The following is a 20,177-nucleotide window of genomic DNA, read 5'->3' on the forward strand; positions in this document are numbered from 1 at the left end:
GGGTGCCACCATGGTTGAAGAACGAGTCGTAGAGACCCCGACCGCCACGCACACCACCGTGATCGAGCGCAGCGGCGGCGGTGGCGGCGGAGTCGCCATTGCCATCGTGCTGCTTATCGCGGTGCTGATCGGCGGCTATTTCCTGTTCGTTCACCAGGGCAGCGAGAACGCCAAGAACAACGCAATCACCTCGGCGGCGAAGAGCGTCGAGAAGACGGCCGACAAGGCGGGCGGCGCGATCGACGACACCAAATAACGCGCGTTTTGCCTGCGGGCAGAGGAGAGGCGGGGAGGGACCTTGGGGTTCCTCCCCGTTTTGCGTTGGGATTAGCTTTTCAGCGTACTTCCTGCTCCGTCATGCCGGACATGTTCCGGCATCCACGACGCCTCTTGAGGATCGGTTGAGGCGGGGTAGACGCCGGGACAGGGCCCTCGTAACTGCCAGATAGGCTAGCCTGGTGGCTGATATCATGCACCCCTAGCGCAGGCAGCTGTCCAGCCCGCCGCGGCGGACCACACCGACATATCGCGACAGCGCATTGCCATGCTGGCGGACAAAGCCGTGCGGGTCGATCGCCGCGCGTTTCTTGGGCAGCGGCAGCACCGCGGCGATTCGGCCGGCCTCGGTTGGCGAGAGGTGGGTCGCGTCGTGATGGAAATAGCGGATCGCCGCGGCGTCGGCGCCATAGGTGCCGATCCCGGTCTCGGCGATGTTGAGATACACCTCCATGATCCGCTTCTTGCCCCACAGCGTCTCGATCAGCACGGTGAAATAGGCTTCGAACGCCTTGCGGATGTATCCACCGCCCTGGAACAGGAAGGCGTTCTTGGCGGTCTGCTGGCTGATCGTCGAGCCGCCGCGGATTCGCCCGCCCTCCGCGTTACGGACCGCCGCGCCGGCGATGGCGCGGAAATCAAAGCCGTGGTGCGTGCAGAAGCGCGAATCCTCGCCGGCAATCGCGGCGCGCGGCATGTCCGGGTCCATCTCGTCGAGCGACATCCACTGCTTGGTGACGCCATGGCCGTTGAGCACGTCGCCCATCATCGTCCAGGTGAAGGGCACCGGTACGACGCGGTAGATGCCGACCCACAGTACGGTGACGGCGACGAAGATCAGGGCGGCCTTGAGGAGCAGGCTGAGAAGGCGGATCATGCGCCAACCCTTACGGCGGCGGCGCGCGCCATCAAGCCCCCGGGCGGCGCACAGCGAGGATCGCCTCGGCCGCGGCGACGCCGGTCAGGTAGGCGCCATGCGCAGTGGAGAAGTCCTCGCGCGAGCAGGCTTCGCCGGCGAAGAACAGACGATCGTCCACCGGCGCCGCCAGGATCTGCCGGTCACCGGCATGGCCGACCCGGGCGTGGCTGTAGCTGCCGTGGATGTGCGGCTCGTGGCGCCAGCGCGTCGCCGCCAGCGGGGTGAGGCGGGCGCGCCAGTCGGCACCGAGCAGCGCGACGAGCTCGGTGATGGCGAAGTCAGCGGCGGCGCCTTCCTCTTCCAGCGCCTCGGCGCAATCGCCGCCGAAGAAGCTTTCGATGATCGGCCAGCCGAACGGCGAGAGCCGATGGCTCGCGGAGCAGCCGCTATGCGGATTGCCAATGAGGTGGCTGTTGGAGGGCCAGTCGATCCGGTCGACCTGAAGGAAAACCTTGTCGGCAAGCCCGAGCGGCAGCGCGGCGGCAGCGTGGTGTTTCGCGGGCAGCGGCGGATCGAAGGCGATCGCGGCAAGCGCGGTGGGGGGGACGCAGACGATCGCGTGATCGGCGTCCACCGTGCCGGCATCGGTATCGATGCGCAGCGCGATGCCGCGGTGATCGATGCGGGTGACACGCGTGCCGAGCCGCACCGACACGCTGCCGGCATGGCCCGCGATCAGCGTGCCATAGCCACCGGGCAGCGCCCAATTGTCGGCGGTCGACGCATCCTCATAAGCGAGCCAGTCGTGGAGCGAGACGGCGGTGAGCGGCGCGCCATTGGCATAGCCGGAGATCGCATCGATCATTGGCCGCCAGCGGTCGTCACGGGCGATGAAGGCGGAGAGCGGCTGGTCGGGGCCGTCGGCGGCGGCGCGGGCGGCGGTTTCCCAGCGGTGCCAAGCCTCGCCGAACGCCTGCTGCTCTGCCGGCGAGTAACCGAGATCACGCCATTGCACGTCCCAATTGGGCGACGACCGGTCAATCGCGGCGCCGGTCTGCTCGGCGAGCCGCGTCCAAGGATTGCGACGCGCCGAATGAAGCCAGCCGCAGCCGGCGTCGACGGTGACGGCCGCGGGAATGGGGAAGGAAGCTGGTGCGAGGTCCAGCGTCAAGCTGCGGGCGCGGCCGCCGAGGCGGCTCCCCGCTTCGAGGAGCAGCACGTCCGTGCCCGCGTCCCACAGCCGCCGGGCGGCGGCGATGCCGGCCGCCCCGCCGCCAATGACGACGGTGCGGCCCGTCCGTTCGGCCATGGTTACGCGGCGGCGAGCAGTCGCTTCTCGCCGGCAAGACGCATCATCGCCTTCTGCAGCTTCTCGAAGGCGCGAACCTCGATCTGGCGGACGCGCTCGCGGCTGACGCCATAGACCTGGCTCAGTTCCTCGAGCGTCTTGGGATCGTCGGTCAACCGGCGCTCGGTAAGGATGTGCTTCTCGCGATCGTTGAGATCATCCATCGCATCGACCAGCATGCCGTGGCGGACATCGGCCTCCTGCGCCTCCGCAACCACCGAGTCCTGCAGCGGCGCATCGTCCTGGAGCCAATCCTGCCACTGGCCTTCGCCATCCTCGCGCATCGAGACGTTGAGCGAGGTATCCCCGCCCATCGCCATGCGGCGGTTCATGCTGATCACGTCGCTCTCGGCCACGCCCAGATCGGTGGCGATCTTGGTGATATGCTCGGGCTTGAGATCGCCGTCCTCGAACGCGTCGAGCTTGGACTTCATCCGGCGCAGGTTGAAGAACAGCTTCTTCTGCGCCGCGGTGGTGCCCATCTTTACTAGGCTCCACGACCGCAGGATGTACTCCTGGATCGAGGCGCGGATCCACCACATCGCGTAGGTCGCGAGGCGGAACCCGCGATCGGGCTCGAACTTCTTGACGCCCTGCATCAAGCCGATGTTGCCCTCGGAGATCAGCTCGGAGGTCGGCAGGCCATAGCCGCGATAGCCCATCGCGATCTTGGCGACCAAGCGCAGATGGCTGGTGACGAGCTGGGCGGCCGCCTCCGTGTCGCCATGCTCCTGGAAGCGCTTGGCGAGCATATATTCCTGCTCCGGCTGGAGCAGGGGGAATTTCTTGATCTCGGACAGATAGCGGTTGAGGCTCTGCTCGCCGCCGAGGGCAGGAATCGTCGCCGGGACGTTGCTGCGTGCTGCCATGATCTGATCTCCCTTTCTGTGGAGGCGTTTATCCCGCAGTGCGGCGAAGAACGGCTCGTCTCTATACGTGAAGCTCGGTGAACAGTTCCTGCATGTCGGCAGGCATTTCGCTCTCGAACGCCAAAGCGGTATTTTTCACCGGGTGGATGAACCCGAGGTGCGCCGCGTGCAAGGCCTGACGGCGGAAACCGAGGGTTTCGAGAAGCGCCTTCTGAGCACCTTTTGTTCTACCATAGACCGGGTCACCCAACAAGGCATGCCCGATCGAGGTCATGTGGACGCGCACTTGGTGGGTTCGCCCCGTCTCGAGCCGACACTCGACCAGCGCCGCTTCCTTGAGGCGCTGCACGGTGCGGAAATGGGTGACCGCGCGCTTGCCGCCGGCGACGATCGCGATCTTCTTGCGATTCTGGGCGCTGCGCGCGAGCGGCGCGTCGATGGTGCCCTCCGCCGGTCGCGGCACGCCGCCGACGATCGCCTTGTAGCGGCGATCGATGCTGTGGTCGTGGAACTGTCGGGCGAGCCCCTCGTGCGCGCGATCGGTCTTGGCCGCGACCATCAACCCCGACGTGTCCTTGTCGATACGGTGGACGATGCCCGGCCGCGCGACCCCGCCGATTCCGGACAGGCTGCCGTTGCAATGATGAAGCAGCGCGTTGACCAGCGTGCCGTCGAAGTTGCCGGCGGCGGGATGCACCACCAGACCGGCCGGCTTGTCGATCACGATCAGATGCTCGTCCTCATAGGCGACGACGAGCGGAATATCCTGCGCCTCGTTATGCGCGGGCGTAGGATCGGGGATTGCCAGCGCGAAGGTGTCGCCGGCCGTCGCCTTCTTCGCCGGATCGCGGAACAATGCGCCCGCGCGCGATACGGCGCCGCTCGCGATCAGCACCTTGAGGCGCTCGCGCGACAGCGTCGGCACCGCATCGGCAAGCGCACGGTCGAGCCGCCACCCGTCGGCGTCAGGCGCGATCAGCGCTTCGATGATGGAAACCCCCCGGTCCATGGCCTAGTGATGTGGGCGTGACGGTGGAGATTTCAAGCGAGCTGCTGCAGCGCATCAAGGATGCAGCGGCAAATTCTCCGGAGGAGGAGATCTGCGGGCTGCTGCTCGGCGACACCGACCGCGTCAGCGCCATTCTGCCCTGCCGCAACGTCGCCGCGGCGCCGGCACGCCGGTTCGAGATCGATCCTGCCGCCTTGCTCGCCGCTCATCGTGTGGCACGAGCCGGCGGCGCACGCCCAATCGGCCATTACCACTCGCATCCCAACGGCGTTGCGCTGCCCTCCGCGTGCGACGCGAACGATGCGGCGCCCGATGGATCGCTGTGGCTGATCGTGGCGGGGGGGCTCGTGCGCGGCTGGCGCGCGGTGGCGGACGGCACGATCCACGGGCGGTTCGATCCCGTCGCAATCTCTTGCGCGGCCGAGTCGGCTTCGCCAGAGAGACGGCAATTACCAGGGGACGAACAATGCCAGTGAGCCCGGTCGATTTTGCGAGCCTGCTCTGCTCGCGGCTGTGCCATGACCTGCTGTCGCCGGTCGGCGCGCTCAACAACGGGCTCGAGCTCTTGTCCGACGAGACCGATACCGAGATGCGCGCCCGGGTATTCGAACTACTCACCGAGAGCGCGCGAGCCTCGGCCAACAAGCTCAAGTTCTTCCGGCTCGCCTTCGGCGCCGCGGGCGGTTTCGGCGAGAGCGTCGACACCCGCGAGGCGAAGGCGGCGATCGAGGGCCTGCTGGTGGACAACAAGCGGATCGAGCTTGGCTGGTTCGTCGAATCCGATGCGCTGCCCAAGGGCGCGATCAAGGTGTTGCTTAACCTGACGCTGATCGCCAGCGAGGCGCTGGTACGCGGCGGCACGCTGTCGGTCGGCGGCGAGGAGAATGAGGGCCAGCTCGAGATCGTGGTCAAGATCGAAGGGCCGCGGATCGTGCTCGACCCCGAGCTGCGCGCGACGCTGACCGACGGCGAGCGGCCGGGCGGCGTCACGCCGCGCGCCGCGGCGGCCTATCTGGTCCACACGCTGGCGGCCGAGGCCGGCGGCGCGGTGCAGATCGTCGAGCCCGCCGACAACGTGCTGATCCTGGGCGCGGTGTTCAACGCGGGCTGATCGCGCAGGTAGCCAGTAAACGGCCCCTTAACTCCTTCTCGGCCAAGACGACCCTCAGACCGCTGGGGGCCCATGGACGAGCTGCTTCAGGAATTCATTGCCGAGACCCGCGAGACGCTCGATGCGCTCTCGGGGGAGATCGTCGCGTGGGAAGCGGATCCCGCCGATCGCGCCCGGCTGGATGCCATCTTCCGCTTCGTGCACACGGTGAAGGGGAGCTGCGGTTTCCTAGATCTGCCGCGGCTCGCCCGGCTGAGCCATGCCGCCGAGGACGTGCTCGCCGCGGCGCGCGAGGGCAAGCGAACGCCATCCACCGCGCTGGTCAATGCGGTGCTCGCGATCGTCGACCGGATCGGCGAGCTGGTCGAGGCGATCGATGCCGGCGTGGCGCTGGACGATGCCAATGAAGACGAACTGATCGCGGCGCTGGCCGAGGACGCCCAGCCGATCGTCGCGGTGCAGGCGCAGCCTGCCGGGGCGCCACGCAGCAATACCCGCTCGGTACGGCTCAACGTCGACCTGCTCGACCGGATGATGAGCGGCATGTCGGAGATGGTGCTGGCGCGCAACGAGCTGGCCCGCCGGCTGCGCGACGAGCAGGTCGATCCGCGAATCGAGGCGGCGCTGGAGCGCTTGTCGCTGACGGTCGCCGAGATGCGCGACACCGTCACCCGAACGCGCATGCAGAAGATCGACGCGCTGTTTTCGGCGCTGCCGCGGATGGTGCGCGATACAGCGGCGGAACTCGGCAAGATGGTGGCGCTGTCGATCGACGGCTCGGACGTCGAGCTCGATCGCGAGATGATCGAGCTGATGCGTGATCCCCTGGTGCACATCATCCGCAACTCGGTGGACCATGGCATCGAATTCGCCACCGAGCGCCGCGCGGCGGGCAAGGCCGAGGCCGGCAAGCTGCTGGTATCGGCGCGCCAGTCGGGAAACCAGATCCTTATCGAGGTTGCCGACGACGGCCGTGGCATCGATGTCGACCGGCTCGTCGCCAAGGCGCGCGAGCAGCGGCTCTACACCGGCGCCGAGCTCGCCGCGATGGACGAGGCCGCCAAGCTCGACCTTATCTTCCACGCCGGCCTCTCCAGCCGCGACATGGTGACGGCGATCTCTGGCCGCGGCGTCGGCATGGACGTGGTCCGCGCCAACATCGAACAGATCGGCGGGCGGATCGTGCTCGCCAACCAGCCGGGCCGGGGGCTGACGATCGTCATCCACGTGCCGCTGACGCTGTCGATCATCTCCACCATCGTGCTCGGCGTCGGCGACCAGCGCTTCGCGATCGCACGCCAGTCGGTCGAGGAGATCGTCCGGGTGCGCGGCGATTCGGTGCGGATCGACTCGGTCGGCGATGCGATGGTGGCGACGGTCCGCGGCCAGCGGCTGCCGCTGGTAGGGCTGGGCGATGTGCTCGGCCTCGGCGGCGGCGAGCCCGGCACGCTCGCGATCGTCTCCACGCGCGACGGCGATTACGCGCTGGCGATCGACGAGGTGCTCGATACCGAGGAGCTGGTCGTCAAGCCCGCGGCGCCGGCGGTGATGGCGACCGGTGTCTATGCCGGCCAGACGCTGCCCGACAGCGGATTGCCGATGTTGCTGCTCGACGGATCGGGGATCGCCGCCGTCGCCGGCCTCAAGTTCCAACGTGCCGCCGCGACCGACGACGCCATCGTCGCCGAGGCGACGACCGGCATCCGCGCGCTTCTGTTCGACGACCTCGACGGCCAGCGCCGGGTGATGCCGCTCGCGGCGATCGATCGCGTGGAAACCGTCTCGACCGACGCAATCCGGCTGACTGGCGGCCGGCTGCGCCTCGCCATCGGCGGCGCGCTGGTGCCGCTCCACGCCGTCGCCGGCTTCGAGCAGCGCCACGAGGTAGCGGTGCTGCGGCTCACCGATGGCGCCTGCGAGCTCGCTTATGCGATTGCCGAAGCGACCGAGATCGTCGTCCTGCCGGCGGAGATCTCCCCCGCGCGGGGTAACGGCCCAATCGCCGGCGTGGTGATCGTCGGCGACGAGCAGGTCGAGGTGGTCGATGCGCATGCCTTGTTCGCCGACGAGCAACGCCCGGCCGAGGACCAGCCGCTCTGCTGGCTGCAGGGCGACGGCTCGGGCTGGATGGAAACCTTTCTCAAGCCGACGCTGGAGGCGGCGGGCTATCGCTGCGTTACGCAGCGGCCCGTCGGCGAAACGGCGAGCGTGGCGCTGGCGATGGACGATGTCGACCCGCCGGCGAGCGACGCGCCGCTGGTGCGCCTGCGTCGCGAGCGCGCCGCCGAGCCCGACGATACCAGCATCTATCGATATGACCGGCCCGCGCTGATCGCGGCGCTGGCGGACGTGGCGGGAGGCCGCTGATGGAACTGTTCCTGATCGCCCATATCGCCGGCCGCGGCGTCGCCATCGAGGCGGGTCAGGTCGATTCGGTGGTCGACATTGCCGAGGTGGTGGCGGTGCCGCGCGCCGAGGCCGCGGTGCGCGGGCTGGTGGCGCTGCGCAGCCGGGTGGTGACGGTGATCGACACCGGCACCGCGCTCGGCCTCGAGCCGACCCCCGCGAGCACCCGCCGCGCGATCATCACCCGCTTCGATGGTCACCATTATGCCATCCTGGTTGATTCGCTGGAGGACGTGGCGTTGTTCGAACGCCAGCCGCTGTCGTCCGGCCTGGCGCTGGACCGCGGCTGGGCCGCCGCGGGCACCGGGCTGGTGGAGCGCGACGGCGAGCCGATGCTGATCGTCGACCTCGCCGCGCTGATCCCGTCCCAGGCGCTCGCCGCCTGATCCGTAATCGTCTTGCAGCTTAACGCCCCGCTTACGCTTCCCAGGCATAACGATCCCGCGCCACCGCACAAAAAGGCCCATTCATGAAGACCTGCCTCGTTGTCGACGATTCGAAGGTGATCCGTAAGGTCGCCCGCCATATCCTTGAAACACTCGACTTTTCCGTCAGCGAGGCCTGCGATGGCCGTGAGGCGCTCGATGCGTGCCTGCTATCCGCGCCCGACGTGATCCTGCTCGACTGGAACATGCCGGTGATGAGCGGGATGGATTTCCTGCGCGCGCTGCGCGAATCGAGCATCCCGTCGCGGCCCAAGGTGGTGTTCTGCACCACCGAGAACGGCATGGCCTATATTCGTGCCGCGATCGAAGCCGGAGCGGACGAATATGTCATGAAGCCGTTCGACCGCGACACGCTGGAATCGAAGCTTCAGATTGTGGGCATGGCCTGACCCTGAAGGGCTCGGCCACATGGCACATTTCCCTATCGCATGTGCCCTGCCCGAACCCGGCAAGGCGCGCGTCCTGATCGTCGACGATTCAGCGGTCGCCCGGGCCGTGATGGCCCGGATGATCGATGCCAGCGGCAGTTTTTCGGTCACCGATTCGGTGTCCACCGCGGCGGCGGCAATGGCCTTTCTGGCCAGTCAACGCGTCGATTTCATCCTGCTCGACGTGCAGATGCCGGGCACCGACGGGATCACCGCGCTGCCCGATCTGCTCGCGGCGGGCCGCGGGGCCAAGGTGGTGATCGTCTCTTCCTGCGCGAGCGAGGGAGCGGCCACCACGCTGCAGGCGCTGGCGCTCGGCGCGGCCGACACGCTCGAGAAGCCTGCGCCGGGGCATTTGATGTCGCGGTTCGGCGAGGCGCTGGTCGAAAAGCTGCGCCGGCTCAACGACGGCGCGGCCGTGCCGATGCCGCTGTCGGCCGAAGCGCCCGCGGCAGCTGGTGCTCCGGCGCGCATCGGCACCATGTCGGCTGTCGCGGCAGCATCGGTCAGCCCGATGCCGGGCCACGACGACTATGATATCGTCGCGATCGGCGCCTCGACCGGCGGCATCCACGCATTGAGCCAGTTGCTGCGGACCATTCCGCCAAGTTTCCGCCTGCCGATCCTGGTCACCCAGCATCTGCCGGCCTCGTTCATGCCCTATTTCGCTGCGCAGCTCGCCGTGCTCGGCGGCCGCCCGTGCGACGTCGCGACCGATCGGCTGCGGATCAGGTCGGGGCGCATCATTGTCGCGCCGGGAGACGCCCATGTGCGCTGCGTGCGCCTCCGCGACGGCAGCACCTCCATCCGCCTCTCTCGCGAAAGCGTGACCAGCGGCTGCATGCCATCGGTGGATCCGATGTTCGATTCGCTCGCCGAGGTGTTCGGTCCGCGCGTGCTCGCCATCGTGCTGAGCGGCATGGGCCGCGACGGCGCCGAAGGCGCGCTGGCGGTGCATGCGGCCGGTGGTTGCGTGGTGGTGCAGGATAAGGCGAGCTCGGTGATCTGGGGCATGCCCGGCGCGGTGGCGGCACAGGGCCTCGCCCAGGCGGTGATGCCGCCCGACGAGATCGGTCGCCTCGCGGCGGCACGGCGGCGGCCATGACCGGCCTGCCGACCATCCCCGGTGCCTCGGCGATCGCGGTAAGCGTGCTGACCGCGCTGCTCGAGGCGCGGACCGGGCAGCAGATCGCGAGCAACCGATCGTGGCGGATCGATACCGCGCTCAAACCGCTGCTGCGCGATCGCGGGCTGGAAACGCTGGATCAGCTGGTCGGGGTGCTGTTGGAAGGACGGGATACGATGGTGGGGGATCAGATCGTCGAAGCGCTGGTGAACGGGGAAACGTCATTCTTTCGCGACGCCCTGATCTTCGATTCGATCATCGAGGCGGCAACCGCGGTGGAGGCTACCGGCCGACGCCCGCGGATCTGGTGTGCCGGTTGCTCGTCGGGCCAGGAGCCGCTGTCGCTGGCCATGCTGTTTGCCGAGCGCCAGCAGGACCGCGGCGTGCCGGTGCCCGAGATCGTCGCCACCGACGTGTCCGATGCCGCAGTGGCGCGTACCCGGGAAGCGCGTTTTACCCAATTCGAGATCCAGCGTGGCCTGCCGATCCGCCGGATGATGCGCTGGTTCGAGGCGGCGGGCGCCGACTGGGTCGCCAGCCCCGAGCTGACCCGAGCGATCTCGGTCCGCCGCCACAATCTGGCGGCGGAGCCGGCGCCCCCCGGCCAGTTCGACATCGTGCTGTGCCGCAATGTACTGCTGTACTTCGCGCCGCCGATCAAGGCCCAGGTATTCGCGCGACTCGCCGGCGCGCTGCGCCCGGGCGGCACGCTGGTGCTCGGCGCCGGTGAGACGGTGATCGGCCAGACTCGCGAGTTCGAGCCGAGCAAGCGGCTGCGCGGCTTCTACGAGCGGGTCGCCAGCCCTGCGCCCGGGACCCGCAACGCCGCCTGAGCCCTCTGTACGCCCCCCGCCTTTTGCGGCTACGAGGGGTGCATGACCATTATCGACACGCCGTCGCCGAACTTCGACGAGCGGACGCTGCCGATCAGCATGATCGTGCTGCATTATACCGGCATGGAGGATGCGGCCTCCGCGATCGCGCGGCTGTGCGATTCGGCGGCGAAGGTCTCCGCCCACTATCTGGTTGACGAGGATGGCACGGTGCTACGCATGGTCGCCGAGGACAACCGCGCCTGGCATGCCGGCCGGTCACATTGGCGCGGGGTCACCGACGTCAATTCGGCAAGCATCGGTATCGAGATCGTCAACCCGGGGCACGACTGGGGCTATCGATCGTTCACCGAGCAGCAGATCGCCGCGCTGATCCCGCTGGTGGCGGCGATCAAGGAGCGCCACGGCATCACCCGCGGTAATGTCGTTGGCCATTCGGACATTGCGCCGACCCGCAAGCGCGACCCGGGCGAGCTGTTCCCCTGGTATCAGCTCGCCCGGCTGCGGCTGGCGCTGCCGAGGCCGACGCGACATCTGATGGATCCGATGTGGACCCAGGGCGGCTTCCTGCTCGCGCTCGAGCGGTTCGGTTATGACGTGTCCGATGCGATGGCGGCGATCATGGCCTTCCAGCGCCGCTTTCGCCCGGAGCTGATCGACGGCGAGGTGGATGCCGAATGCCGGATGATCCTGCTCGCGCTATTGCTTCCCAAACCCCAGGGGGACGACTAAGGGGAGGGTGCCAGAGGGTCGGGCGGCCGCGTCACGCGCAAGCGTGTCGAGGAAAGTCCGGGCTCCGCGGAACGACGGTGCCGGGTAACGCCCGGCGGGGGCGACCCCAGGGACAGTGCCACAGAGAGCAGACCGCCTAATCCTTCGGGATGAAGCCTTCGGGCGGGCAAGGGTGAAAGGGTGCGGCAAGAGCGCACCGCGCGACCGGTAACGGAAGCGGCATGGTAAACCCCACCGGGAGCAAGATCGAATAGGGGTGGCACATGGGCTTCGTTTCAGCTCGTCACCCGGGTTGATTGCTGGAGGCGGCGCGCAAGCGTCGTCCGAGAGGAATGGTCGCCTATCCGGCTTGATGCCGGTGGACAGAACCCGGCTTACAGACCCTCTGGCATTTTTTCGGCTTGGTGAGCACATTCGTGCCAAATCGGCTGGGGGGATGCCATGATTCGGGTGACGAGCAGGGCTGGTGCGATGGCACTGGCGCTTTGTCTGATGGCGGGCGCGGCCGCGCAGCAACCCTCGCATAGCGTGCAGCAGGATTTCGAGGCGGCGGCGGCGCTATCGGCCGGCGCCGACAAAGCTGCGGCGCTGGCAGCGTGGGAAGCGCTGGACCGGCGGGTCGGCACCAACGGCCGCAGCCATGCGATCGTGCTGGTGCGCAAGAGCGCGGTGCTGCTCGATCTCGACCGCAAGGACGATGCCGTGATTGCGGCCCGCGAGGGGCTGGCCGGGCTGCCGGCGAACGATCCCTCGTTGCGCGAGGATCGGTGGAACGCCTTCTACAACCTCGGCCGGATCGCTCAGAATGCGGTGGACTATGCCAGCGCCGCGGCAGCCTATGACCAAGCGGAACCCCTGGCGGCGACCCCGACCGACAAGCTGTCTACCCTGCTCGCGATCATCAAGACCAAGACCTTCACCGATCCAGACGGCGCGGCGGCGGCGGCAACGCGAGCCGAGGCGCTGATAGCCGCCAGCAAGGTGGACGATGTCGTGCGCGGGCAGTTCGTCACCGCGAAGGGCGTGCTGCTGCTCAATCGCGGTGACCTTCCGGGCGCGCGCGTGGCGACCATTGCTGCCGTCAAGCTGATGGGCGGGCTGACCGAAGCGACCGACCTCAACGACGTCTCCGCGCGATCCAACGCCGCGATCGCGCTGCTGCTGTCCGGCAATACCGACGAGGCACGCCACTACATGGCGATGACCGGCGCCGGGCGGTTGCGTTCGGGCAGCTTCAACCCTGCGGTCGAGATGACGCCGCCCGACTGCGGCGGTGAGGCCGGGCTGAAGCCCGCGGACATGGCGGTGGTCGAATTCTCGATTGCCGACGATGGCAGCGTCGTTGCGGCACGACCGGTTTATGCCGCCGGCGGCGGCGCCGTCGCGTTGGAATTCGCGCGAGCGGCGGGGGGATGGTCGTGGACGGCGGAGCAGGTGAAGCGGATGCCGACGTTCTTCCGCTACAATATGCGGGTGGAAATGCGCTGCAACCTCGCCTTCGAGCGGCCATCGGTGAGCGCCGGGCTGGCCGCCGACCTTACCCGCTGGCTGACCGACAAGGGCCAGCCGGTGGCCGAGCAGACGGTGGGCGATGCGCTCGCGCTCGGCGGCCAGCGGGCGGCGCTGGCGAAGGCCGAGGCGCAGGGACAGGGCGCGTCGCTCGCGGCGCTGCCGGCGCTGGTCGCGCTGATCGACAATCCGGTGGTCCCGCGCGAGGAGCGGGTGGGCTTCGCAACACGGGCGCTGGCGATCGCCAACGCCGCCGATGCGCCGGTCACCGCGCGGCTCGGGCTCGACATCGCCGCGCGGACCAGTGCCAAGGCCGAGAGCTACAGGCCCGGCGTGTTCCGCCGCCTCGTGACGCCGATGCTGAGCGAGCAGCCTTACGCCAGCGACCCGCGCGCCCGCGCGGCGCTGCTGCTGATGCTGGCCGACAATGAGCGGGGCAGGACCCGCGATGCCGCGCTCGCACTGCTGCAGCAGGCTGCAGCCTTGCCGGGGCTCGGTCGCGACGATCCGCTGCGGGTGGGCGCACTGATCCGCACCGCGTCGGTCGAGGAGGATCGCGGCAACAAGGAGGCGGCGCAAGCCGCTTATGCGCAATCGGGCCTGTCCGCGGACCAATGCGCGCTGAGCGACAACCCGCCCAAGCTGCTGCATTACGGCGGCACCTTCCCCGACGAGGCCCGCGTCTGGGGCTTCGAGGGCTGGACCCGCACCCAGTTCGACATCGCCGCCGATGGCAAGGTGCTCAACGAGCGCGCGATCGTCAGCTACCCGCCGTTTGTGTTTACCCGCGCCGGCGTGCAGACGGTGAGCGGCGCGACCTATGCCAAGAGCTACCGGCCCGCCGGCGCGCTCGGCTGCGGGGCGAACACGCAGGGCGTGTCGTTCAAGATCGGCTGAGCCGTCCACGGCGGTTGCGCCAGCGGTTCAACGGCTTATGTCGGGCCGATGGCGCGTACCACCTCTCGATCGAACGACTGGGGCTTTCCCCGCTGGCGGGGCTATGGCTCCGGCCGCGAGGCAACGCAGGTGCGGCTGTGCGATCGCCACGGCTGCGAGGAACCGGGCAACTGCCCGGCGCCCAAATCGCCCAATAATCCCGATCGCTGGTATTTCTGCGAAACCCATGCCGGCGAGTACAACCGCGGCTGGAACTATTTCGAGGGGCTCAACGCCGAGGAAGCCGCGGCACGCGAGGCGTCCGAAAGCAGCACCGCGGCCGGCTACACGCAATCCAAGCATTACGCCTGGGGCGGTCCCGGTGACGGCACCCGCTCGCGCGACGAACTGCGCGCGCTGGAGGCGCTGGGGCTGGAGAGCGATGCCGATTTCGATGCCGTGAAGGCGGCATGGCGGCGGATGGCCAAGGAAAACCACCCCGACGTCCGCCCCGGCGACGCCGATGCCGCCGTCCGCTTCCAGGCAGTCCAGGCGGCCTATGAGATCCTGCGTACCGCCGAGGAGCAGCGTGAGTGGCGCCCACGCTGAAGCGGATCCGCAGCGACTGGCAGGGCGCGATCCTGGTGTGCGGCAAATGTAGCCGCAAGATCAATGGCGGGTTCGGCAAGAAGGGGCACAGCTCGCTCGCCAAGGCGCTGCGACAGCTGCTTGGCGGCGGCAAGGGCCGCAAGAGCACGCTCGGCGTGGTCGAGACCAAATGCCTCGGCCTCTGCCCCAAGCGCGCTGTGATCGTGATCGACAGCCGACGACCCACCGAGTGGCTGAGCATCCCCGAAGGCGCGGAGCTTGGCGAGGTCGCCGCCCGGCTGGAAATCTAGCCCGTTAGCCGTGCCGCGCTGTCGCGGATCAGCGCGATCATGTTGGGGATGCCCTGGGTCCGGTTGGAGCTGAGCTGCTTGCCGAGATCGAACGGGGCGAGTTCGGCCGGAATGTCGGTGGCGGTAATCGCCGCGGCGGGCTGGTCCTGCACCGTCAGCAGCACCAGCGCGATGATGCCCTTGGTGATGGCGGCGTTGGAATCGGCGAGGAAGTGGAGCGTGCCGTCGTTGCGGGCGGTGGGATAGACCCAGACCGAGGCGGAACAGCCGCGGACCAGGGTGGCATCGGTCTTGAGCGCTTCGGGCATCGGCTCCAGCGCGCGGCCGAGATCGATCAGCAGCCGGTAGCGATCGTCGGGATCGAGGAAGTCATATTCGTCGCGGACATCGGCCAGGGTCGGCATGGCGCTTGGCGGGGGGCTGGACATGGCCGCGCGGTACAGGGGCGCGGCGCGGGTTGGAAGCCTTTCCGCGCCGGCGCCTTCCCGCCAACGGTCACAGATCGACGCCGGCGGCGATCGCTTCCAGCTTCTTGATGCGCTCCTTGAGATCGGCGATCTCGATCCGCGAGCCGGCCGAGGGGCCGGGGGCGGCGGTCTCATGCTCCTGATCGAGTTGCTGGTGCTTGAGCGCCAGCCAGCCGCGCCAGCCCGACAGGCTTGCGGTGACGATCATGCCGAGCCCGGCGAGCGCCGAGAGCGACAGGGTGAGATAGGTAGTGGGATCGGTCATGGTCCGCCTCCTTTCAGCGGTCGCGCAGCCGCTCGATCTGGCGATCCAGATCGGCGCTGCCATGGTTGTCGGTGATCACGCGCTCCAACACCTGGACGCGTTCCTTGAGCGCGCGGACCTCGTCCTGAAGCCGCAGCGCCTCGACGCTGTCGGCCGCCGGTCGGGCGTGTGCCTGATAATGGTATCGGTCTCTCAGCACCTTGGCGATCGTCACGACGATGACGATGCCGAGGACCAGTTCAAGCGGGTTCATGGCCGTGATACTCCGTGTTGCGAGGAGCAGTTCAGTTGAGCGGCGGGTGTTCGAGCCGGGCGATCTCGTCGGCAAGATCGGCGCCGCGATCGGTGGCGATCCGTTCCAGCACCCGCACCCGCTGCTCCAGCCGCTCGGTATGGGCGGCATATTGCGCCGCCTTCTCCGCCGCCTGGGCGTTGAGCGCGGAGGCCATCCGCTCCTTGTGATCGAGCCAGCGCTTGAAGATCTCGCTGCCGATGCCGAGGACGACCGGCAGTCCGACCACGACGACCGCGAGCATGAAGATGGTGAAGCCGTTCAACATGGTCTGCCCCCTGGTTATCGACTGCGCAACTGCTCGATTTCGTGGCCCAACCGGTGCGAGCGATCGGTGACGATGCTCTCCACCGTGGCGAGGCGTTCCTGCAGCCGGTCGATCTGGCCGATCCGCTGGCTGTTCTCGGCATCGAGCAGCTCGATGTTGCGGCGGGCGTCGAGATCCGGGGCGGCGATCGCCTGACGGACCTTGCGGCGGCCGTACCATTGGATGGCGAGCGTGATCGCCGCGCCGACGAACATGAAGAAGACATGATCCGGTCCCATCACGGGGCTCCTTCCTAGCGGTCGCGGAGGGCTTCGATCTCGCGGGCGGTGCGCTCGGCGGGATCGGTGGCGATGCGTTCGAGCACGGCGATGCGCTCCTCGAGGCGACCGACCTGGCCGGTCAGCTTGTCGTTCTCGTTGGTGAGCAGCATGATCTTGCGCTCGGCCTCGATGTCGCTGCCGGCAGCGCCGCGATTGCGCCGGCTGCGGCGGCTTTCTTCCTCGATCGGGTAGCCATGCTTGGCCTTCACCCAGGTGGTGAAGGCGTGCCGCGCCGAAATCGCGCCGACTACCCCCACCGGAACCATCCAACCCATGTCCATGTCTATTCTCCCCTTTTGCCGCTCGCGAGCCTTCCAGGCTCAGCGCAGGGCGTCGATTTCGTTGGCCAGCTGGCTGTTGCGGCTGGTGTAGTGCGTCTCGATGTCGGCGAGCCGGCGATCGATGTCGCGGAACTTGCTGCGCACCTCGGCGGTGGAGCGCCTGGTGTTGCTGCGCACGCCCTGCCAGAACTTCTGGTCGTCGGCGTCCTGGTAGAGGCCGATCGGCTTGGTCGGCGCCAGCCAGGCGGCGGCGAGATAGCCGAGGAACACCCAGCCACTGGTCACCAGGGTCAGCACCACCACCGCGACGCGGATGAGGGTGACATCGACGCCGGTGTAGTCGGCGATCCCGGAGCAGACCCCGGCCCATTTCGCGTCCTGCTTGTCGAGGTAGAATTTGGTGCGGCTGGCGGACATCTCAGTTCCTCCGATCGATCTGGTAGGTGGACTGGGGCGCATCGAGATGCGGCTTCCAGTCCGGGTTGTCGGCGGCGACGATCCGCTCGACGGTGTTGACCCGTTCCTCGAGGCGGCGGGCGAGATTGTACATCTCGTCGAGCAGCCGCTCGTCCTCGTCGGTGATCTTGGGCGCCTGCTTCCACTTGGTGACATAGTGGAAGAGGATCCACGGCAGGCCGATGAACAGCATCCCGCAGATGATGATGGGGAGCAGAACCTCGTCCAGCATCTCAACCCTCCCGGCTGGTGTTGCCGCTCAGCCGCGCCTTCAGCGCTGCCAGTTCGGCATCGACCTTGTCGCTGGCGCGCAGCTCGGCGATCTCTTCCTCGAGCGTCTTGGGCAGCGCGCCCAGGCCCATCGCCTCGGCGCGGCCTTCGGCATCGTCCACCCGGCGCTCCAGGACATCGAAGCGGCTGAACGCCTCGTGCGTCTTGGGGCCGGCGTACATCTCGCGCAGGCGATAGCGGTTGTTGGCGCTCTCGAGCCGCGTCTGGACGTTCGACTGCTTGGTGCGGGCTTCGCTGAGCTTCTTCTGGAGCTTGGCGATATCCTCTTCCGCGGCGCGCAACGCATCGTCGAGGACGCCGACTTCGGCTTTCAGCTGATCGGCCATGTCGGCCGCTTTCTGCTTTTCGACCAAGGCCGCCTTGGCGAGATCCTCGCGGTTCTTGCTCAGCGCCAGCTCGGCCTTCTCGGTCCAATTGTCCTGGAGCTGATCGAGCTTGGCGATGTGGCGGCGCATCTCCTTCTGGTCGGCGATGGTGCGCGCGGCGGAGGCGCGAACCTCGACCAGCGTTTCCTCCATCTCGAGGATGATCATGCGGATCATCTTGGCGGGATCTTCCGCCTTCTCGAGCAGATCTGCGAAATTGGCAGCGACGATGTCGCGGGTGCGGGAGAAAATGCCCATCGGTGGTGGTGCTCCTGGAATAAGTGCCGGGGCGGGCGAGGGATAAGGACCCGCCCCGGTATGGCCAATTACGCCTGGAGGCGCTGGGCCATGGCGGGGGCCGCCTTGGTGCCGGCGGCTGCCGGACCCACCGCCCCGGCGACGCAGGTCGCGCTGAGGACGAGGGTGCAGGCGATGGCGGCAACGGTGCGACCGAGATCGGACTTGAACATTGTTTCCTCCTGAAGTTCTGAACCTTGTCACCGCCGTGAAGCGGTATGCCAGAAGCTTTGCAGCCTTCGTGCCAGTTTTCAAAAAGGCCGATTTACAGAGGGTTGAGCGAAAGTTGCCGCGCCAGACGCGGTCTGGGCTTGCAGACGATTGGGAATTCACGCCAAACATTGGTGATGGAGCGCACATCGCAGGTCATCGGACAGTCCGGCGCCTTTCTCGACGCCCTCGAACAGGCGTCGCGCGCCGCCGCGCTCGACCGCCCGGTGCTGGTGATCGGCGAGCGTGGCACCGGCAAGGAATTGGTCGCCGAGCGGCTGCACCGGCTGAGCCCGCGCTGGGATCAGCCGCTGGTGATCATGAACTGCGCGGCGCTGCCCGAGAGCCTGATCGAGGCCGAACTGTTCGGCCATGAAGCGGGCGCGTTCACCGGCGCCACCAAGGCGCGGGCCGGGCGGTTCGAGGAGGCAGACGGCGGCACGCTGTTCCTCGACGAGCTCGGCACGCTGTCGATGGCGGCGCAGGACAGGCTGCTGCGCGCGGTGGAATATGGCGAGATCACGCGGATCGGCTCGTCGCGGCCGCTGCGGGTGGACGTGCGGATCGTCGCTGCGACCAACGAGCATCTGCCCGACAAGGTCGATCGGCATGAGTTTCGCGCGGATCTGCTCGACCGGCTGAGCTTCGAGGTGGTGACGCTGCCGCCGCTGCGGGCGCGGGCCGGCGACATCGTCGTGCTCGCCGACCATTTTGGGCGGCGGATGGCCTCGGAGATCGGCTGGGACCGCTGGCCGGGGTTCGGCCCGGCGGCGCTCGATGCGCTGACCACCCATCGCTGGCCAGGCAATGTCCGTGAGCTGCGCAACGCGGTGGAACGAGCGGTCTATCGCTGGACCAGCGACGGGCCGGTGGACGCGCTGCAGATCGATCCATTCGCCTCGCCTTATCGGCCGCAGGGCAGCGGTGCGCCTGCCGCATCGACGGCGGCCGCACCGACGCCGAGCGCTGCCCCGTCACTGCCGGAGGACGATGTGGTCGCCGCCTGCGAAGCAGGGCCGTCCGATTTCAAGTCCCGGGTCGCGCGGTTCGAGCGCGAGCTGCTGGCGCGCAGCCTCGCCGAACATCGCTTCAACCAGCGCAGCACCGCCGAGGCGCTCGGCCTCAGCTACGACCAGCTGCGCCACGCGCTGCGGCGCCACGACCTGATCAAGGCGGGCGAGGGCTGACGTTCCCGATCGCTGTCCCGCCGCAACGGCGGATGGCGACGAGGCGTGCCTGGAGACGGTTGCGTAACGAACGGCAGGGGACCATTTGCGGCCCGCACGCGTTTCGCTGCCGAACCATCAATGGAGGATTCCATGGCTTTCGACCTGCCGCCCCTGCCGTATGACTATGACGCGCTGGAGCCCGTGATCTCCAAAGAGACCATGACCTTCCACCACGACAAGCATCATGCTGCTTACACCGCCAAGCTCAACGAGGGGGTCGAGAAGGACCCGTCGCTCGCCGGCAAGACGATCGAGGAGATCCTCGCCACCATCTCCACCCAGCCGCCGCTGGTCCGCAACAATGGCGGTGGGTTCTGGAACCACGACTTCTTCTGGAAGATCATGGGGCCCAAGGGCTCGACCCAGCCGTCGGGCGCGCTCAAGGACGCGATCGACGCCTATGGCGGCCTCGACAAGCTCAAGGAAGACTTCAACACCAAGGGCGCGGGCCAGTTCGGCTCGGGCTGGGCGTGGGTGATCAAGGATTCGTCGGGTGCGCTCAAGGTGACCTCGACGCCTAACCAGGACAATCCGCTGATGGACGACGTCGCCGACAAGGGCACGCCGATCCTGGGTAACGACGTGTGGGAGCACGCTTATTACCTGACCTACAAGAACGACCGCCCCGGCTATCTCAAGGCGTGGTGGGACATCGTCAACTGGGACGAGGCAGGCAAGCGCTTCGACGCGTGAGGCAACGAGTCATGCC

Annotated in this window: 28 protein-coding genes and 1 other RNA gene; 15 read left to right on the forward strand and 14 right to left on the reverse strand. The window is 67.8% G+C overall.

The features are described from left to right. The first annotated feature begins 10 nt into the window (after window positions 1-10). The gene (locus AC07M8_RS03285; RefSeq protein WP_495172962.1) at window positions 11-256 is read left to right on the forward strand and encodes a hypothetical protein; all 246 of its coding nucleotides are present in this window, start codon (window positions 11-13) and stop codon (window positions 254-256) included. 222 nt (window positions 257-478) lie between these two features. Here AC07M8_RS03285 and mtgA read toward each other — a convergent pair whose 3' ends face one another. The 4 genes from mtgA to AC07M8_RS03305 all read right to left on the reverse strand — a co-directional run bounded on the left by mtgA (window position 479) and on the right by AC07M8_RS03305 (window position 4,361). Beyond that, entirely contained in the window at window positions 479-1,153 is a 675-nt protein-coding gene (mtgA, locus tag AC07M8_RS03290; protein ID WP_495172963.1) for a monofunctional biosynthetic peptidoglycan transglycosylase, read from the reverse strand. A 31-nt stretch (window positions 1,154-1,184) separates the two neighbouring features. Next, window positions 1,185-2,444 (reverse strand): flavin monoamine oxidase family protein, encoded by a 1,260-nt coding sequence (locus AC07M8_RS03295; RefSeq protein ID WP_495172964.1) that lies wholly within the window; start codon window positions 2,442-2,444, stop codon window positions 1,185-1,187. 2 nt (window positions 2,445-2,446) lie between these two features. Further along, entirely contained in the window at window positions 2,447-3,352 is a 906-nt protein-coding gene (gene rpoH, locus AC07M8_RS03300) for an RNA polymerase sigma factor RpoH (protein WP_495172965.1), read from the reverse strand. A 61-nt stretch (window positions 3,353-3,413) separates the two neighbouring features. Continuing rightward, window positions 3,414-4,361 carry an RluA family pseudouridine synthase gene (locus AC07M8_RS03305; protein ID WP_495172966.1) on the reverse strand — a complete coding sequence of 316 codons (948 nt, stop codon included), beginning with the start codon at window positions 4,359-4,361 and terminating at the stop codon, window positions 3,414-3,416. A 17-nt stretch (window positions 4,362-4,378) separates the two neighbouring features. Between AC07M8_RS03305 and AC07M8_RS03310 the strand changes: the two genes are divergently transcribed. From AC07M8_RS03310 to AC07M8_RS03365, 12 genes are all read left to right on the forward strand, one after another. After that, the gene (locus AC07M8_RS03310) at window positions 4,379-4,837 is read left to right on the forward strand and encodes a M67 family metallopeptidase (protein WP_495172967.1); all 459 of its coding nucleotides are present in this window, start codon (window positions 4,379-4,381) and stop codon (window positions 4,835-4,837) included. Next, the gene (locus AC07M8_RS03315) at window positions 4,828-5,472 is read left to right on the forward strand and encodes a histidine phosphotransferase family protein (RefSeq protein WP_495172968.1); all 645 of its coding nucleotides are present in this window, start codon (window positions 4,828-4,830) and stop codon (window positions 5,470-5,472) included. The genes AC07M8_RS03310 and AC07M8_RS03315 overlap by 10 nt, the downstream gene beginning before the upstream one ends. 72 nt (window positions 5,473-5,544) lie before the next feature. After that, window positions 5,545-7,839, forward strand: coding sequence for a chemotaxis protein CheA (locus AC07M8_RS03320; RefSeq protein ID WP_495172969.1), 2,295 nt, complete (start codon window positions 5,545-5,547; stop codon window positions 7,837-7,839). Next, complete coding sequence (locus AC07M8_RS03325; protein ID WP_267396014.1) at window positions 7,839-8,264, forward strand: chemotaxis protein CheW; 426 nt, start codon at window positions 7,839-7,841, stop codon at window positions 8,262-8,264. Before AC07M8_RS03320 ends, AC07M8_RS03325 begins: the two co-directional genes overlap by 1 nt. 83 nt (window positions 8,265-8,347) lie before the next feature. Then, window positions 8,348-8,713, forward strand: coding sequence for a response regulator (locus AC07M8_RS03330; protein WP_495172970.1), 366 nt, complete (start codon window positions 8,348-8,350; stop codon window positions 8,711-8,713). Between the two features lie 19 nt (window positions 8,714-8,732). Beyond that, window positions 8,733-9,857, forward strand: coding sequence for a chemotaxis-specific protein-glutamate methyltransferase CheB (cheB, locus tag AC07M8_RS03335; RefSeq protein ID WP_495172971.1), 1,125 nt, complete (start codon window positions 8,733-8,735; stop codon window positions 9,855-9,857). Continuing rightward, window positions 9,854-10,711 carry a CheR family methyltransferase gene (locus AC07M8_RS03340; RefSeq protein WP_495172972.1) on the forward strand — a complete coding sequence of 286 codons (858 nt, stop codon included), beginning with the start codon at window positions 9,854-9,856 and terminating at the stop codon, window positions 10,709-10,711. The genes cheB and AC07M8_RS03340 overlap by 4 nt, the downstream gene beginning before the upstream one ends. Window positions 10,712-10,753: 42 nt before the next feature. After that, entirely contained in the window at window positions 10,754-11,443 is a 690-nt protein-coding gene (locus AC07M8_RS03345; protein ID WP_495172973.1) for an N-acetylmuramoyl-L-alanine amidase, read from the forward strand. A gap of 10 nt (window positions 11,444-11,453) precedes the next feature. Beyond that, window positions 11,454-11,836, forward strand: an RNA gene (rnpB, locus tag AC07M8_RS03350) — RNase P RNA component class A. Between the two features lie 78 nt (window positions 11,837-11,914). Then, window positions 11,915-13,849 carry a hypothetical protein gene (locus AC07M8_RS03355; protein WP_495172974.1) on the forward strand — a complete coding sequence of 645 codons (1,935 nt, stop codon included), beginning with the start codon at window positions 11,915-11,917 and terminating at the stop codon, window positions 13,847-13,849. Window positions 13,850-13,897: 48 nt separating this feature from the next. After that, window positions 13,898-14,437: a J domain-containing protein gene (locus AC07M8_RS03360; RefSeq protein WP_267396008.1), complete on the forward strand. Its 540-nt coding sequence runs from the start codon at window positions 13,898-13,900 to the stop codon at window positions 14,435-14,437. Next, the gene (locus tag AC07M8_RS03365; RefSeq protein WP_495172975.1) at window positions 14,422-14,727 is read left to right on the forward strand and encodes a (2Fe-2S) ferredoxin domain-containing protein; all 306 of its coding nucleotides are present in this window, start codon (window positions 14,422-14,424) and stop codon (window positions 14,725-14,727) included. Before AC07M8_RS03360 ends, AC07M8_RS03365 begins: the two co-directional genes overlap by 16 nt. Here AC07M8_RS03365 and AC07M8_RS03370 read toward each other — a convergent pair. The 10 genes from AC07M8_RS03370 to AC07M8_RS03415 form a co-directional block, all read right to left on the reverse strand. Further along, on the reverse strand, window positions 14,724-15,131 hold the full coding sequence (locus AC07M8_RS03370) for a SufE family protein (protein ID WP_495173140.1): 408 nt from the start codon (window positions 15,129-15,131) through the stop codon (window positions 14,724-14,726). The genes AC07M8_RS03365 and AC07M8_RS03370 overlap by 4 nt on opposite strands. Window positions 15,132-15,222: 91 nt before the next feature. After that, window positions 15,223-15,459, reverse strand: coding sequence for a hypothetical protein (locus tag AC07M8_RS03375; protein WP_267396005.1), 237 nt, complete (start codon window positions 15,457-15,459; stop codon window positions 15,223-15,225). Between the two features lie 13 nt (window positions 15,460-15,472). Next, window positions 15,473-15,712 (reverse strand): hypothetical protein, encoded by a 240-nt coding sequence (locus tag AC07M8_RS03380; RefSeq protein ID WP_495172976.1) that lies wholly within the window; start codon window positions 15,710-15,712, stop codon window positions 15,473-15,475. Between the two features lie 31 nt (window positions 15,713-15,743). Beyond that, window positions 15,744-16,019, reverse strand: a complete 276-nt coding sequence (locus tag AC07M8_RS03385; protein ID WP_495172977.1) for a hypothetical protein — start codon at window positions 16,017-16,019, stop codon at window positions 15,744-15,746. Window positions 16,020-16,033: 14 nt separating this feature from the next. Further along, window positions 16,034-16,297, reverse strand: coding sequence for a hypothetical protein (locus tag AC07M8_RS03390; RefSeq protein ID WP_495172978.1), 264 nt, complete (start codon window positions 16,295-16,297; stop codon window positions 16,034-16,036). A 14-nt stretch (window positions 16,298-16,311) separates the two neighbouring features. Continuing rightward, window positions 16,312-16,614: a hypothetical protein gene (locus tag AC07M8_RS03395; protein ID WP_495173141.1), complete on the reverse strand. Its 303-nt coding sequence runs from the start codon at window positions 16,612-16,614 to the stop codon at window positions 16,312-16,314. 45 nt (window positions 16,615-16,659) lie between these two features. Then, entirely contained in the window at window positions 16,660-17,037 is a 378-nt protein-coding gene (gene pspC, locus AC07M8_RS03400) for an envelope stress response membrane protein PspC (protein ID WP_495172979.1), read from the reverse strand. Between the two features lies 1 nt (window position 17,038). Then, complete coding sequence (pspB, locus tag AC07M8_RS03405) at window positions 17,039-17,305, reverse strand: envelope stress response membrane protein PspB (RefSeq protein WP_495173142.1); 267 nt, start codon at window positions 17,303-17,305, stop codon at window positions 17,039-17,041. Window positions 17,306-17,309: 4 nt separating this feature from the next. Next, on the reverse strand, window positions 17,310-17,990 hold the full coding sequence (pspA, locus tag AC07M8_RS03410; RefSeq protein WP_495172980.1) for a phage shock protein PspA: 681 nt from the start codon (window positions 17,988-17,990) through the stop codon (window positions 17,310-17,312). 68 nt (window positions 17,991-18,058) lie between these two features. Continuing rightward, window positions 18,059-18,202: a hypothetical protein gene (locus AC07M8_RS03415; RefSeq protein WP_495172981.1), complete on the reverse strand. Its 144-nt coding sequence runs from the start codon at window positions 18,200-18,202 to the stop codon at window positions 18,059-18,061. Window positions 18,203-18,376: 174 nt separating this feature from the next. On the opposite strand from AC07M8_RS03415, the gene pspF reads away from it, so the two are divergent. Continuing rightward, the gene (pspF, locus tag AC07M8_RS03420; RefSeq protein WP_495172982.1) at window positions 18,377-19,426 is read left to right on the forward strand and encodes a phage shock protein operon transcriptional activator; all 1,050 of its coding nucleotides are present in this window, start codon (window positions 18,377-18,379) and stop codon (window positions 19,424-19,426) included. A 132-nt stretch (window positions 19,427-19,558) separates the two neighbouring features. Further along, window positions 19,559-20,161, forward strand: a complete 603-nt coding sequence (locus tag AC07M8_RS03425) for a superoxide dismutase (protein ID WP_495172983.1) — start codon at window positions 19,559-19,561, stop codon at window positions 20,159-20,161. Window positions 20,162-20,177: the final 16 nt, after the last annotated feature.

It is taken from the genome of Sphingomonas sp. GW821-FHT09E03, assembly GCF_059416225.1.

Excerpts from the sequence above, each read along its gene's own strand:
- AC07M8_RS03285 (WP_495172962.1), top strand. The coding sequence starts at position 11 with ATGGTTGAAGAACGAGTCGTAGAGACCCCGACCGCCACGCACACCACC.
- mtgA (WP_495172963.1), bottom strand. The coding sequence starts at position 1,153 with ATGATCCGCCTTCTCAGCCTGCTCCTCAAGGCCGCCCTGATCTTCGTC.
- AC07M8_RS03295 (WP_495172964.1), bottom strand. The coding sequence starts at position 2,444 with ATGGCCGAACGGACGGGCCGCACCGTCGTCATTGGCGGCGGGGCGGCC.
- rpoH (WP_495172965.1), bottom strand. The coding sequence starts at position 3,352 with ATGGCAGCACGCAGCAACGTCCCGGCGACGATTCCTGCCCTCGGCGGC.
- AC07M8_RS03305 (WP_495172966.1), bottom strand. The coding sequence starts at position 4,361 with ATGGACCGGGGGGTTTCCATCATCGAAGCGCTGATCGCGCCTGACGCC.
- AC07M8_RS03315 (WP_495172968.1), top strand. The coding sequence starts at position 4,828 with ATGCCAGTGAGCCCGGTCGATTTTGCGAGCCTGCTCTGCTCGCGGCTG.
- AC07M8_RS03320 (WP_495172969.1), top strand. The coding sequence starts at position 5,545 with ATGGACGAGCTGCTTCAGGAATTCATTGCCGAGACCCGCGAGACGCTC.
- AC07M8_RS03325 (WP_267396014.1), top strand. The coding sequence starts at position 7,839 with ATGGAACTGTTCCTGATCGCCCATATCGCCGGCCGCGGCGTCGCCATC.
- AC07M8_RS03330 (WP_495172970.1), top strand. The coding sequence starts at position 8,348 with ATGAAGACCTGCCTCGTTGTCGACGATTCGAAGGTGATCCGTAAGGTC.
- cheB (WP_495172971.1), top strand. The coding sequence starts at position 8,733 with ATGGCACATTTCCCTATCGCATGTGCCCTGCCCGAACCCGGCAAGGCG.
- AC07M8_RS03340 (WP_495172972.1), top strand. The coding sequence starts at position 9,854 with ATGACCGGCCTGCCGACCATCCCCGGTGCCTCGGCGATCGCGGTAAGC.
- AC07M8_RS03345 (WP_495172973.1), top strand. The coding sequence starts at position 10,754 with ATGACCATTATCGACACGCCGTCGCCGAACTTCGACGAGCGGACGCTG.
- AC07M8_RS03355 (WP_495172974.1), top strand. The coding sequence starts at position 11,915 with ATGGCACTGGCGCTTTGTCTGATGGCGGGCGCGGCCGCGCAGCAACCC.
- AC07M8_RS03360 (WP_267396008.1), top strand. The coding sequence starts at position 13,898 with ATGGCGCGTACCACCTCTCGATCGAACGACTGGGGCTTTCCCCGCTGG.
- AC07M8_RS03370 (WP_495173140.1), bottom strand. The coding sequence starts at position 15,131 with ATGCCGACCCTGGCCGATGTCCGCGACGAATATGACTTCCTCGATCCC.
- AC07M8_RS03375 (WP_267396005.1), bottom strand. The coding sequence starts at position 15,459 with ATGACCGATCCCACTACCTATCTCACCCTGTCGCTCTCGGCGCTCGCC.
- AC07M8_RS03380 (WP_495172976.1), bottom strand. The coding sequence starts at position 15,712 with ATGAACCCGCTTGAACTGGTCCTCGGCATCGTCATCGTCGTGACGATC.
- AC07M8_RS03385 (WP_495172977.1), bottom strand. The coding sequence starts at position 16,019 with ATGTTGAACGGCTTCACCATCTTCATGCTCGCGGTCGTCGTGGTCGGA.
- AC07M8_RS03390 (WP_495172978.1), bottom strand. The coding sequence starts at position 16,297 with ATGGGACCGGATCATGTCTTCTTCATGTTCGTCGGCGCGGCGATCACG.
- AC07M8_RS03395 (WP_495173141.1), bottom strand. The coding sequence starts at position 16,614 with ATGGGTTGGATGGTTCCGGTGGGGGTAGTCGGCGCGATTTCGGCGCGG.
- pspC (WP_495172979.1), bottom strand. The coding sequence starts at position 17,037 with ATGTCCGCCAGCCGCACCAAATTCTACCTCGACAAGCAGGACGCGAAA.
- pspA (WP_495172980.1), bottom strand. The coding sequence starts at position 17,990 with ATGGGCATTTTCTCCCGCACCCGCGACATCGTCGCTGCCAATTTCGCA.
- AC07M8_RS03415 (WP_495172981.1), bottom strand. The coding sequence starts at position 18,202 with ATGTTCAAGTCCGATCTCGGTCGCACCGTTGCCGCCATCGCCTGCACC.
- pspF (WP_495172982.1), top strand. The coding sequence starts at position 18,377 with ATGGAGCGCACATCGCAGGTCATCGGACAGTCCGGCGCCTTTCTCGAC.
- AC07M8_RS03425 (WP_495172983.1), top strand. The coding sequence starts at position 19,559 with ATGGCTTTCGACCTGCCGCCCCTGCCGTATGACTATGACGCGCTGGAG.